This is a genomic window from Selenomonas sputigena ATCC 35185 (assembly GCF_000208405.1).
Taxonomy (GTDB): domain Bacteria; phylum Bacillota; class Negativicutes; order Selenomonadales; family Selenomonadaceae; genus Selenomonas; species Selenomonas sputigena.
Genome location: NC_015437.1, coordinates 815,281 through 829,033 on the forward strand (window position 1 = coordinate 815,281; position 13,753 = coordinate 829,033).

The window sequence follows — 13,753 nt, forward strand, 5'->3', positions numbered from 1 at the left end:
TCCTTGAGTTTATTATATCATTGAAACGCCATTCTATCCAGTGTCGCTAAGGTGTGGCGGATTGTTTTGAAAAAATGCGAAAAAGCCCGCCATCCCCACTTCGATAAGTATTGGGGGAACGGCGGGCTTTGCGTTGAGGTCAGTCTCTTCCCGACAGCATTCGCAGCAAATCGAGAATCTCGACGTAGAGCCAGATGAGGGTCACGAGCAGCGAGAAGGCGCAGTACCATTCGTAGTCTTTCGACAGGCCTTCCTGCACGCTGCGGTTGATGAGCTCATAGTCCATGAAGAGGCACAGCGTCGCGACGCCGATGATGACAAGCTCGATGGCGATGGCGACGATGCCGCCGTCGTGCAGCATCGGGAAGTGGATGCCGAAGAAGCCGAGCACCATTTCCGCGATGTACGTGAGGACGACGCCCGTCAGAGCGATCATCGTGATGCGCATGAACTTCGAGTTGACTGTCACAAGGCCGCGTGCATAGACGAGTCCGGCAGCGATGGCGATGCCGAAGGTCAGCATGACGGCATTGACGAGGATGTACGGCGAGATGAACGCAAGCGTTACAGAGAGACACGCGAGGCACATGCCTTCAAGAATCGCATAGAGCGGCGCGAGAAGCCCCGCTGTGCCTGGCTTGAAGGAAACGATCAAGGCCGTGATAAGCCCCATGACGGCGGTGACCATCGTCGTCGTCGGTGTTGCATAGCCCGTGAGCCAAGTGATGACGGCGGAAGCCGCGACAATGAGGACGAGTCCCGTGCTCTTTATGGCGATGCCGCTGTAGCTTGCGGCTTCGCCCGAGAAGACGGCATCCGTCGCTCTGCTCATTCTCGATAACATGGGATTGTTCAAGAGATCAGCTCCTTTGCTGTAGTTGATGAACCAAGGCGCAGACAAGCTGCGACTTTCTTCTATTATAAAGGGAGGCAGATGTTTTGTCTACGTTCCTCATGAAATGTAAAGAAAGCGCTGATAAAACGAGGTCGCCCAGATGTGCGAAGATGGGTGGCTGAATTTATCAGTGCTTCCTAAAGAAACGGTGTACCACGAGCGGCGAAAGAGGGCGCGTGAATCCTATTGACAAATCAGGGCAGATAAACTAAAATAGCAAAAATATACATCATGCGGTGCATGGAAAATGCTTTCATGCGCTGAATATGAGCGGTCTGCCTGTCGGCTGCGGTGATGGGAAGGAGCATGGAGAACGGGAAAAGGCGTATGCCTTAGCGCGAGACCTTGCAGGAGCGTACTGCAAGGGGACGAGGAAGAGGTTGTCGAACATTCAGCGGATGCCTCTCGGCTGCATCGGTCGTAAAAAGCTGCAAAGCCCCTTGGTGACGAGGGGGACAAGGTAGTTCATAAGATGGGCAGGAACAGAAATGAATATGGAATGGCAGGCGTTTTGCCTGCCGGAAACTTAGGAGGTTTTTGCCTATGTGTGGAATCGTTGGTTATGTCGGCAAGCGTCAGGCGACGCCGTTTCTCATCGAGGGGCTGACGAAGCTTGAGTATCGCGGCTATGATTCGTCGGGCATCGCCGTCTTGAACGAGGAGAAGATCCGCGTGGAAAAATGCGTGGGTCGTCTTGCCGAACTCAAGCGAATCATCGAAGGAAATGAGCCGGCAGGTCATATCGGCATTGGGCATACGCGTTGGGCGACGCATGGACGTCCGTCGGACAGCAACGCACATCCGCATACGGACTGCGCGGGCAATTTTGCCGTTGTGCACAACGGCATCATCGAAAACTATATGTCGCTGAAGGAAGATTTGATTGAAAAAGGTCATTCCTTCAAGTCGGAGACGGATACGGAGGTTGTCGCACACCTGTTGGAGGAAGTCTACAACGGCGACTTCGAGGCCTCGGTGCGCGAGGTGCTTTCTCGTATCGAAGGATCTTACGCTCTCGTATTCATGTCGCGCGAGCATCCCGACCGTCTGATCTGCACGAAGCAGGACAATCCGCTTGTCATCGGTCTCGGCGAAGGGGAGAATTTCATCGCGTCCGACATCCCCGCGATCATCGCGCGCACGCGGCGCACCTACATCGTCAATGACGGTGAGATGGCGGTCGTCAAGGCGGACGGCGTGCACATCACGAATCGCCGCGGCGAAGTCGTGACGAAGAAGGTCTTCGAGGTCAACTGGAACGCCGAGGCGGCGGAAAAGGGCGGCTACGAGCACTTCATGCTCAAGGAGATTCACGAGCAGCCGAAGGCCGTGCGCGACACGATGTCGCCGCGCATTGCCAAGGACGGCAAGCATATCGTCATGGACGAGCTGCGCTGGAGTCGCGAATTCCTCGATTCGTTCAATAAGGTTTACATCGTCGCCTGCGGCACGGCGTATCATGCGGGTCTTGTCGGCAAGTACTACATCGAGAAGCTCGCGCGCATCCCCGTCGAGGTTGACGTTGCGTCGGAGTTCCGCTACCGTTCGCCGATCATCGACGAGAACACCCTGATGATCGTCGTCAGCCAGTCGGGTGAGACGAGCGACACGCTCGCTGCCTTGAAGGAAGCCAAGCGTCTGGGTGCGAAGAGTCTCGCCGTCACGAACGTCGTCGGCTCGTCCATCGCGCGTGAGGCCGCGCAGGTTCTCTACACCTGGGCGGGACCTGAGATCGCCGTTGCCTCGACGAAAGCGTACACGACGCAGCTCATCTTGATGTTCATGCTCGCCGTCTACATGGCAGATCTCAAGGGAACGCTCGCGAAGGAGCGCAGCGAGGCTTTGATCGAGGGACTTACGAAGATTCCCGCGCAGATCAGCGAGACGCTGAGCGACGTCGAGCCGATCAAGACGTTTGCGAAGCAGTACGGCTTCAACGAGGACGTCTTCTTCATCGGACGCGGTCTCGACTATCATGTGGCGCTTGAAGGCTCGCTGAAGCTCAAGGAGATTTCCTATATTCACGCTGAGGCCTATGCGGCGGGCGAGCTCAAGCACGGCACGCTCGCGCTCATTGTCGAGGGCGTGCCCGTCATTGCGCTCGCGACGCAGAAGAGCGTCTATGAGAAGACCTTGTCGAACATCAAGGAAGTCAAGGCGCGTGACGCCGTTGTCATCGGCATTGCCGCCGAGGGCGATACGGAACTCGAAAAGTACGTCGATCACGTCATCCACGTGCCTGAGACGGATGAACTTCTGATTCCTCTCTTGACGGTCGTGCCGCTGCAGCTGCTCGCCTACTTCGCCGCCATCACGCGCGGCTGCGACGTGGACAAGCCGCGCAACCTCGCGAAGTCCGTCACGGTCGAATGATGCTAGAAGAAATGAGGGGTTAAAATGGCATATTATTTCACAGAGCCGTCGCATACCTTTGGTGAATACTTGCTCGTGCCCGGGTACTCCTCGGAGCAGTGCGTTCCGGCGAATGTCTCGCTTCAGACGCCGCTCGTGAAGTTCCGTCGCGGAGAAGAGCCGAAGATCAAGATGAACATTCCGATGACCTCGGCGATCATGCAGGCGGTATCGAACGACACGATGGCGATTGCCTTGGCGCGCGAGGGCGGCGTGTCCTTCATCTACGGTTCGCAGACGCCCGAGCAGGAAGCGGCGATGATCTCTCGCGTCAAGAACTATAAGTCGGGCTTCGTGAGCAGCGATTCGAACATCAAGCCGACGACGACGCTCGGCGAGGTCTTGGCGCTCAAGGACGCGACGGGACATTCGACGATGGCGGTCACGGAGGACGGCACGCCGAACGGCAAGCTCGTCGGCATCGTCACGAGCCGCGACTACCGCGTGACGCGCATGAGCTTCGACACGCCCGTCAAGGACTTCATGACGCCGTTCGAACGCCTCATTTATGCGGATGCCAATCTCACGCTGCCGCAGGCGAACGATCTCATCTGGGAGCATAAGCTCAACATGCTGCCGCTCATTGACGAGAACCAGCGTCTGCGCTACATGGTGTTCCGCAAGGACTATACGGACAACAAGGAAAACGAGTTGGAACTGATCGACGAGCGCAAACGCTATATCGTCGGCGCGGGCATCAATACGCGCGACTACGCCGAGCGCGTGCCAGCGCTCCTTGAGGCGGGCGCGGACGTCCTTTGCATCGACTCTTCCGAGGGCTATTCGGAGTGGCAGAAGAAGACGCTTGAGTACATCCACAAGGAATTTGGCGAGGATGTCAAGGTCGGTGCAGGAAACGTCGTTGACGGCGAAGGCTTCCGCTTCCTCGCGGATGCGGGCGCAGACTTCGTCAAGGTCGGCATCGGCGGCGGCTCGATCTGCATCACGCGCGAGACGAAGGGTATCGGCCGCGGTCAGGCGACGGCGGTCATCGACGTCTGCCGCGCACGCGACGAGTATTTCAAGGAAAAGGGCGTCTACATCCCCGTCTGCTCGGACGGCGGCATCGTGCACGACTATCACATGACGCTCGCTCTGGCGATGGGCGCGGACTTCATGATGCTCGGCCGCTACTTCTCGCGTTTTGACGAGAGCCCGACGGACAAGGTCAAGGTCAACGGCACCTACTATAAGGAATATTGGGGCGAAGGATCGAACCGCGCGCGCAACTGGCAGCGCTACGACCTCGGCGGCGACCGCAAGCTGTCGTTTGAAGAGGGCGTCGACTCCTACGTTCCCTATGCCGGTTCCCTGCGCGACAACATCCACATCTCGCTGAGCAAGATCCGCTCGACGATGTGCAACTGCGGTGCGCTCAACCTCAGTGAGCTGCGCGACAAAGCGAAGATCACGCTCGTATCCTCGACGAGCATCGTCGAGGGCGGCTCGCACGATGTCATCTTGAAGGACAAGTTTGGACGCGACTGATTTTTTGCGATTCATAGCATAGCAAAAGCCCTTCCGCACCGGCGGAAGGGCTTTTGACGTGGTGAGCCGCCCTTACAGAAGCTCGGAATCTCAGCAGACTGCCTATTGCTTTCTGTAAAGAGTGAGGACATATGTACAGCGTGCCGCCCTGATGAAACTGTTGCGAGAAACAGGCAAAAAGCAAATCATACCGTTTCGCGTGACGGCTGAATAAATGTCCTAAAGGTTTACACATTTTTATCCTTGACAATGCTCGCCGCAGTACGTACCATGATAGAAGAATTAGCGACGGAGTTTGTTGGCTTCTTCATTCGATGATGCTTGCACGAGATGTGGCAAACGTAAGGAAGCGCTGATAAATGAGATCGTCCAGATTTGCACAGATACGCTGTATCTATCGAGGAGATAAACCGCAGGCGTAGTGGTGCTACGTCGAGGATTTGTCGACGACGAGAGGACAGCGCAGATGTGTAAAGATGGGCGGTTGAATTTATCAGTGATTCCTTAATTGAAAGCTTTGCTGCAGTGTGGAGATGTAATGGGGATCGTTGCTATGCAAAGAAAATGAAACCATACGGCCGGAGGTGAATCATGCCGCAGGAAATCGACGGAAAAAGAAAAGCATCCAGTCCATACAGCGCGGTCATGACACGAGAGCAGTTCTTGTTTCACGAAACGCGAATCACGGCGAAACTGCTGGATGAAGGACTTGAAAAGGATGAAATCATAAAGAAGGTTTTTTCCGAAAATCTTTTTCAGTATCCCACAGAAAAATCTATTCGCCGTATGGTTCTTACTTGTCTGCGGCGCTTGGAGGCTTTGTCCGATCAAACATTGATCACTGCCATAGCTGTTGAATCTGGTGATGTGGCAAAGCAAATATGTCTTTATGCCATGATGCGCCAATATCGCTTGGTATGGGATTTTATGCTCACGGTCATTGGCGAGAAATATCGTAATTTGGATCATTCCTTCAGCAAGATGGATTTGCATGGATTTTTCCTGCGGCTGCAGGAGCAGGATGATGGGGTGGCTGCATGGAGCGATCAGACGATTGCAAAACTTAGGCAGGTGCTCACGAAAATCTTGGTGGAAAACGGGTATCTGGACAGCATCAAAGCGGAGAGATTGAATCCCGTGCTGCTCAGTCCGATTTTGGAACGTGCGATACGAGAGTCTGGGCAGGAAGCAGCCCTGCCGGCTTTCAACTGTCTGGGATAGGAGAATAAGCGGATGAGCAAACTGAACGAGCGCCTTGACGCCCTTCGGAAGCTGGTGCAGAGTCAAGATTTTCTCAACGGAAAAGGACTGTCCAACGAGGTCAATATTCGCATTTTTTGTTATCATCCCAAGGATGAAATGGCTGTCCGTCATTTTACGGAAAAATTGACGGAGGGTGTTGGCACGGGCTGCCGCATCATAGAATACAACCTTTACAAAGTGTTTCTTGCCATTTGCGAGGATAAGCGCATCGCGGACAAAATCCCCGATTTAGAAAATAAAAAGGGACATAAATTCGTCTTGGGACACCTGGCGCGTATAGCAAACAATCTCGCCTTTATCGAAAAAATGAAGGCTGAGCCTCATAACGTCGGCGATGTCATTCTCATCACGGGCGTGGGAGAGGCGTTTCCCTTTATCCGTGTTCATGCGCTTTTGGATGCCATGCAGCCGCATTTTTGCGATGTGCCGATCCTGGTCATGTACCCAGGGACATTTGACGGCCGCTATGTAAGATTGTTCGACAAGCTGACACCCAATCCGTATTATCGAGCCTTTAATGTAGTGTAGGAGATGTGCCTTATGATGATAAAAAACATGTTCGCCGAGGACATTGACCGCAAAATCAACGGCGTAGTCAAAGTTGAGCAGGATGAAAGCGCCATTCTCGTGCAGGAACTGGATGAATATGTCATCACGAAGGAACTGAAAAAGCACTTTATCGCTTTTTTCAATAACTACGGCGAGTCCTTTGAAGAAAATATCTCCGATATTGGCGTGTGGATTTCCGGCTTCTTTGGCAGCGGTAAATCCCACTTTTTGAAAATGCTCTCCTATCTCCTGGAGAACAAAGAAGTGCAGGGCGTAAAGACCGTGGAGCGTTTCCGTAAGAAATTTGAGGACGACGCCGCCGCGTTCATGCCGATTGACAAGGTCACCCGTGGAGAAACGCACACCATTCTCTTCAATATTGACGTGCAAAGTTCCGGACAAAAGGACGAAACGGCTGTTCTTCGTGTATTTGCCAAGATGTTTTATCACTATCTGGGCTTTTACGGTGAAGATTTGAAGGTCGCAAAATTGGAGCAGTTTATCGAAAAACAAGGCAAGACCGCCGAGTTCCGTCGGGTATTCGAGGAAAAGAACGGCGCATCGTGGCTGTCCTCCCGTGATTCCTTTGCGTTCTTTGAGGACGATGTGGTCAGCACTCTGACGCAAGTCCTCGGCATGAGTGAGAGTGCCGCTGAAAACTGGTTTAACGGCACACAGACCGTGGACATCTCCATTGCCAAGCTGGTATCCGAGATCAAGGAATATTCGGATGCCAAGCCTCAGGATTTTCGGCTGCTCTTTATGATTGATGAAGTGGGGCAGTATGTTGGCGATGACAGAAGTTTGCTTCTCAATCTTCAGTCGCTGGTGGAAACGATCGGAGCTGAGTGCAAAGGAAAAGTTTGGGTGGTCTGCACCGGGCAGGAAGCCATCGACGAGGTCATCAAGGCGCGGGAAAATGAGTTCTCCCGCATTCAGGCGCGATTCAAGACGCGTCTCTCCCTCTCCTCAGCCTCGGCGGATGAGGTGATTCAGAAGCGTATCTTGAAGAAAACGCCGGACGCCCAAGAGGAGCTGGAATCTCTCTATACGCAAAACGACTCCGTGCTGAAAAACCTCTTCAGCTTCACGGAGTCGGTGAAAGATATTCGCGGCTACAACGGCGCCGCCGAATTTGCCCGGAATTTCCCCTTCGTCCCCTATCAGTTCATCCTCATGCAGAAGGTCTTTGCCGAAATCCGCAAGCACGGCAATTCCGGCAAACATCTCTCGGGCGGCGAACGTTCCATGCTCTCGGGCTTTCAGGAGGCGGCGCAGAAAATCGAAGACAAGAACGAGTATGCCCTTGCGCCTTTCTATCTTTTCTATGACACAGTGCATACCTTCCTTGACAGTTCCATTCGCCAGGTCATCGAGCGGGCAGAACGGGCAGCCGAGGCAGGACATGGCCTGGAAATGCAGGATGTGGCTGTGCTGAAACTCCTCTACCTCGTGCGCTATGTGGACGATGTGAAAGCGACCCTCGACAATCTTGTTATCCTTATGGCGGATAAGATCAGCCTCGATAAAATCGCCGTGCGGGAGCGAGTGGGCGCGTCCCTTGAGCGGCTCCTCACGCAGAACTACATCGGTCGCGCAGGGGAAATCTATAGCTTCCTCACCGACGAGGAACAGGATATTCAGCGCGACATTTACCGCAATACCGTCGTGGATACCGCCGCCGTCGTGTCCCAAATCGGCAGCATGATTTTTGGCGATATTTATACAGCCAGGAAATATCGCTATGGCGGCAAATATGATTTTCCCCTTGACGGGATGGTGGATAACACTGTCGTAGGCACAGCGACGGGCGGCATGAAACTCAAAATCCTCACCGTAGCTGCAGATGCCGTCGAAAAAACAGACCTGCGTCTTACTGCCGAATCCGTTGGGCAGGCTTTGGTCGTTCTCGCCGACACACCTTACTATCAATCCCTTGAAAACGCCATGAAGGTGCATAAGTACGTCAAGCAGAAAAATATGACGCAGCTTCCTCCGTCGGTGCAGGCCATCATCCGAAGCCATCAGGAAGAGGCGCGAAAGTACGAGTTGGAAGCAAAAAAAGAACTCGTCAAAGCCATAGAAACGGCGGAGTTTTATGTAGACGGAGAACATCTGCTGCTGAAAGGCGGCGATGCCAAGGGGATGATCGACCAGGCGCTGGAGTATCTCGTCGACCATGTCTACAGCGATCTTTCTCTGATTCGTAAAAATGCGGACAGCGAGGCGGATATTTCCTCCATCCTGCGCGGTACGGAGCAGACCCTCTTCGGCACGGGAGCGAACAGCGAAGCCGCTGTCAAGGTGGAGGAATATCTGGAGATACAGCACGCCAAAAAACTGCGCACCTCGATGCAGGACATCCAGAGTCGCTATAAGGGGATTCCCTACGGTTGGAAGGAATTGGACATCGCCTGTGTGGTGGCGCAGCTCATCCACGAGCAGAAGGTCACCGTGAAATATGGCGGCAGTACCATCCAGCCGAATGATCCGAAACTCCCTCAGATGCTTCATAAGAAGAGTGAGATCGGCAGCACTATCGTTTCGAAGCGCCAGACGGTATCTCTTGCCAAAATCCGCGAAGTCCGAGAGTTCCTGCGCGATTACTTCGATGAGATGGACGTGCCCGAGGACGAGGATGGGCTGATCCGCCACATCACAGTCCGATTCGAGGGGGAAAAGGCGCGGTATGAAAACCTCCTCGCCCTCTATGCGGGGCGCAAATACCCCGATAAACTCCTGGTTTCTTCGGCGGTAGATGCCATGAAGGAGCTTCTCTCGCACGCCAAGGACAATATGGCGCTCATTGACTACGTAATCAAAAAGCAGGATGCGATCTGTGATCTGAAAGAACAGGTACAGAATGTCGAATCCTTCTTCAGCAATCAGAAAGCGCTTTTTGACGAGGCGGTGAAGTACGAGGAAGCGCTCCAACACGACCTTGAATACATCGCTAAGGATAAAGAGGCAGAGAAGGCGCTCAACACGATTCGTCTCATTACCTTGATTCCGGACGGCGGCGGTTTCAACTATAGGCGGCTGCCGGAGCTGAACGACCTGCTGGCGAAGGTACATGCCAAGCATGATGCCATGTTGGAGGAAAAACGGCAGGAACTTCTGAAGATTGTCGATGATTGCCTGGAAGAAATCCGCGCCAAAGCCAAGACCGAGAGCAAGGCGAGGGACATCCTTCAACAAGAAGAGGGCTATTTCGCTCGCAAGAAAGAGTATATCGCTGGCATCCGGGTGCTGACCCTCATGGACGGGCAAATGCCCAATATTTGGCTGCGCAAGGACGAGGCTATATCTCGCATCGAGAACCTCTGCAAAGAGGATGACAAGCGGGAAGAAGAACAGAAACCATCGGTTACGGCAGGCAAAAAGCCGAAGAAAATCATCAAATCGGTCTATCGTCAGTCGATGTTCCCCAAGCGCACGATCGAAACGGATGCGGACATTGACGAATATGTGGAACATATCCGGCGGCGCATGAAAACCATGCTGAAGGACTGCGACGGCATCCGACTCGATTAGGGCAGGGAACTGGGGGAGAGTGCGATGAATAAGAATGCGATAAAGAAATATGCGGTATGGGCAAGGCGCGAGCTGATCGACCGTGTGTCGAAGAAGGCGATGCGCTATGGCATTGCCCCTGAAATCCCTGCTGACCCCGAAGCGGACAGCGTTGAAGGTCGCCTTCTCTCCGATACCGAGAAGAAAGAGCGGCGTGCGCTCATCGAGAAAGTGGCAGCGCACGGCTACGAGCAGACGATGGAAGAAGCGGCCTACACTTGGTTCAACCGCTTCGCCGCGCTTCGCTTCATGGAGGTCAACGGCTATCTGCCCTCGCATGTGCGGGTATTCACCAACGATGCCGGAGAGTTCAAGCCGCAGATTCTCGCCGAGGCGATCCATCTGGACTTGCCGGGGCTGGACAAGGAAAAAGTCTATGCCTTGAAGGAAGGCAATGACGAGGAGGCGCTCTTTCGCTATCTTATCATCGTGCAGTGCAATGCCCTGAATGAAATCCTGCCGGGAATGTTTCAGCGACTGGAGGATTTCACGGAATTGCTGCTGCCCGACAATCTGCTCCGCGAAGGCAGCGTGATTGAGCGTCTTGTCAAGCAGGGCGATGCGGGAAGCATTCCTGAGGAGGATTGGCGCGATCAGGTGCAGATCATCGGCTGGCTGTACCAATACTACAACACGGCTTTAAATGAATTGGTATATGACGGCAATCTTTCTAAAGAGAAGATTCCAAAACATTTGCTCCCTGCGGCAACAACAATTTATACACCAGATTGGATTGTTCGCTACATGGTGGAAAATTCCCTAGGCCGCTTGTGGCTCGAAGGACATCCGAACGAAAACCTGCAAGGCGAATGGAAATACTATCTGCCTGAAGCCGAGCAGGAGGAGTCTGTGCAGAAACAGCTTGCCGAGATGCGCAAAGAATCTGCCAACCGCAAGCCGGAGGACATTCGCTGCATCGACCCCTGCATGGGCAGCGGACATATCCTCTGCTACATGTTTGACGTACTGGTGAAGATCTACGAGGACTATGGATATACGGCTCGTGAAGCCGCAGCATCCATCGTGCAAAACAATCTCTATGGCCTAGACATCGACGACCGTGCGGCACAGCTTTCCTATTTTGCCGTGATGATGAAGGCGCGGCAGTATGACCGTCGCTTTTTCAGCCGTGGGATTCAGCCGAATGTGATGGCGATAGAGGAGAGCAACGGACTTGCGACTTGGGCGGAAACGGCAGGGGACAGCCTCGTTTCCGGGCAGCTCACCTTTGAGGACGATTTCATCCGTATGGCGGATTATCTGATTGAAATATTCCAAGATGCCAAGGAATATGGCTCTATTCTGACGGTGCAGGCAGATCGCTATGATGCACTCGTGGACTTTATCGAGAAAACTGGGCAGGAGACAGGAAATCTCCTCTTTCGGGCGTGGATCGATGAAGTCGAACGAAGGATTCTACCGCTGATTCAACAGGCAAAGGTATTCTCGCAAAAATATGATGTGATTGTGACTAATCCTCCATACCTTGGAAGTACGCGTTTTAGTTTCAAGCTTAACGAGTATGTGAAGAAATATTTCCCAAATGAGAAAAGTGATTTGAGCATGGTTATGCTCAAAAAATCGCTTCAAGAAACTGCCAAAACAAATGGCTATGTGGCATTTGTTACCACGGCATCTTGGATGAGTTTGTCGAGTTTTGAAAAACTGCGTTCTTATATGTATAAAGATTGTGCTATTGACACGTTAGTTGATTGTGGCACAGAGCTTTTTGAAGGAAAAGTAGGGCATAATTCTATAGTTTCATGGGTTGTTCGCAAAACGAAATTCAATTATAGGATGACTGCTGTCCGATTGGTTGATTATTGTTATTCAAGACGGGATGAAAAAGAGGTGGAATTTTTTAATAAGAAAAACTATTTTGTTGCCACACAGGAAAACTTTTCCAAGATTCCGGGCAGCCCAGTGGCTTATTGGGTGAGTGAGGCAATGCTTCGTTGCTTTGGAGAAAAATGCATAAAGGATTATGGCTTTGCTGGCATCGGTATGCGAACTGGTGACAACGAAAGATTTTTAAGATTATGGTATGAAGTGTCTGCAAACAATTTTAGTATTACAAGCAAAGGCGTTATAAAATGGATTCCATATAATAAGGGAGGAAATTTTCGCAAATGGTATGGTAATAATGAATATGTAGTTAATTGGGAGAATGATGGAGAAGAAATCAAAGATAATACACGGCTAAATTATCCTGAACTCGGAGATAATTTGGGTTGGAAAATAAGTAATGAAAAATACTATTTTAAGCCTGGTATAACTTGGACGGGTGTAACTATGGCAAAGTTTAGTTGCCGAATATATCCAAGTGGATTTATTTTTGATTCAGGTGCCAATGGGCTTTTCCCTTACAAAAAGCAGGATGAATCATATTTGGCAGGTTTTCTTAATACGAAAATTGCAAATGACATATTGCGAATAATAAACCCTACAATAAACACAGGCTCTGGAACTGTAAAGTCTATACCGGTAATCAAAAGCAAGACTCAACAAAAAAAAGTTGATGAATTAACCAACCAAAACATCTCCATCTCCCGCGCCGACTGGGATGCTTTTGAAACCTCATGGGATTTCCAGTCCCATCCTCTTGCACCTACGGCTTACGAACGCCGCGAGCAGCTTTCCTATGGCATCCACTCTGCCGAGCGCAAAAAATCGGTCTCACTTCTGACGGATCGCTATGCCTACTGGGAGCAGGCTTGCAATGATCGCTTTTCCGCATTGAAGGAAAACGAGGAAGAACTCAACCGCATCTTTATTGACATCTACGGCCTCGCGGATGAACTCACGCCCGAGGTCGAGGACAAGGATGTGACTGTGCGGCGAGCCGATCTTCCACGCGATATACGGAGCTTGATTTCCTACGCCGTCGGCTGCATGTTTGGCCGCTATTCCCTCGATACGCCGGGGCTTGTCTATGCCGGGGGTGAATGGGATGACAGCAAGTATAGGACGTTCCTGCCGGATGAGGATGCCATCATCCCAATATGCGACGATGAATATTTCGATGATGATATTGTCGGTCGTTTCGTGGAGTTTATCGCGACGGTTTTCGGCAAGGAAACCTTGGAAGAGAATCTGCAATTCATCGCCGATGCCCTTGGCGGCAGGGGCAGTTCGCGCGAGGTCATCCGAAGCTACTTCCTCACGGGTTTCTATGCCGATCACGTCAAGACGTATCAGAAACGCCCGATTTACTGGCTCTTTGACAGCGGGAAGAAAAACGGCTTCAAGTGCCTCGTCTATATGCACCGCTACTGCCCGGACACCATCGCCCGCATCCGCACGGACTATGTCCACGAACAGCAATCGCGCTACCGCACCGCCATCGAGAGTCTGGAACAAGCGCGGGATAACGCCGCCACCGCAGGGGACAAGGTGAAAGCCGGAAAGAAACTGGCGGCTGTGGAAGCCCAAGCCAAGGAACTCCTGGAATACGAGGAAAAAATCCACCACCTCGCCGACCAGATGATCGCCATCGACCTGGACGACGGCGTGAAGCACAACTACGCGATTTTTCAGGATGTATTGGCGAAGATCAAGTGAGGAGGGATTTTC

Annotated in this window: 7 protein-coding genes; 6 read left to right on the plus strand and 1 reads right to left on the minus strand. The window is 52.4% G+C overall.

Annotated features, from left to right (window positions below; translation table 11 throughout):
• Positions 1 to 139: 139 nt before the first annotated feature.
• Positions 140 to 844, minus strand: coding sequence for a Bax inhibitor-1/YccA family protein (locus SELSP_RS03595; RefSeq protein ID WP_081443695.1), 705 nt, complete (start codon positions 842 to 844; stop codon positions 140 to 142).
• Positions 845 to 1,438: 594 nt separating this feature from the next.
• Here SELSP_RS03595 and glmS point away from each other — a divergent pair.
• The 6 genes from glmS (at position 1,439) to pglX (ending at position 13,741) form a co-directional block, all read left to right on the plus strand.
• The gene (gene glmS / locus SELSP_RS03600; protein ID WP_006193103.1) at positions 1,439 to 3,268 is read left to right on the plus strand and encodes a glutamine--fructose-6-phosphate transaminase (isomerizing); all 1,830 of its coding nucleotides are present in this window, start codon (positions 1,439 to 1,441) and stop codon (positions 3,266 to 3,268) included.
• Between the two features lie 24 nt (positions 3,269 to 3,292).
• A complete protein-coding gene (locus SELSP_RS03605; RefSeq protein WP_006193102.1) occupies positions 3,293 to 4,795 on the plus strand; it encodes an IMP dehydrogenase in 1,503 nt (500 codons plus the stop codon).
• 591 nt (positions 4,796 to 5,386) lie between these two features.
• Entirely contained in the window at positions 5,387 to 6,016 is a 630-nt protein-coding gene (locus tag SELSP_RS03610) for a DUF1819 family protein (protein ID WP_006193101.1), read from the plus strand.
• A 12-nt stretch (positions 6,017 to 6,028) separates the two neighbouring features.
• Positions 6,029 to 6,586 (plus strand): DUF1788 domain-containing protein, encoded by a 558-nt coding sequence (locus tag SELSP_RS03615; protein WP_006193100.1) that lies wholly within the window; start codon positions 6,029 to 6,031, stop codon positions 6,584 to 6,586.
• 12 nt (positions 6,587 to 6,598) lie between these two features.
• Positions 6,599 to 10,141 carry a BREX system P-loop protein BrxC gene (brxC, locus tag SELSP_RS03620; protein ID WP_013740677.1) on the plus strand — a complete coding sequence of 1,181 codons (3,543 nt, stop codon included), beginning with the start codon at positions 6,599 to 6,601 and terminating at the stop codon, positions 10,139 to 10,141.
• A 24-nt stretch (positions 10,142 to 10,165) separates the two neighbouring features.
• Entirely contained in the window at positions 10,166 to 13,741 is a 3,576-nt protein-coding gene (gene pglX / locus SELSP_RS03625) for a BREX-1 system adenine-specific DNA-methyltransferase PglX (RefSeq protein ID WP_013740678.1), read from the plus strand.
• Positions 13,742 to 13,753: the final 12 nt, after the last annotated feature.

What these genes read in the sequence shown, in the direction of transcription:
- SELSP_RS03595 (WP_081443695.1), bottom strand. Translation starts at nt 844, where the DNA reads ATGTTATCGAGAATGAGCAGAGCGACGGATGCCGTCTTCTCGGGCGAA.
- SELSP_RS03610 (WP_006193101.1), top strand. Translation starts at nt 5,387, where the DNA reads ATGCCGCAGGAAATCGACGGAAAAAGAAAAGCATCCAGTCCATACAGC.
- brxC (WP_013740677.1), top strand. Translation starts at nt 6,599, where the DNA reads ATGATGATAAAAAACATGTTCGCCGAGGACATTGACCGCAAAATCAAC.
- glmS (WP_006193103.1), top strand. Translation starts at nt 1,439, where the DNA reads ATGTGTGGAATCGTTGGTTATGTCGGCAAGCGTCAGGCGACGCCGTTT.
- SELSP_RS03615 (WP_006193100.1), top strand. Translation starts at nt 6,029, where the DNA reads ATGAGCAAACTGAACGAGCGCCTTGACGCCCTTCGGAAGCTGGTGCAG.
- SELSP_RS03605 (WP_006193102.1), top strand. Translation starts at nt 3,293, where the DNA reads ATGGCATATTATTTCACAGAGCCGTCGCATACCTTTGGTGAATACTTG.
- pglX (WP_013740678.1), top strand. Translation starts at nt 10,166, where the DNA reads ATGAATAAGAATGCGATAAAGAAATATGCGGTATGGGCAAGGCGCGAG.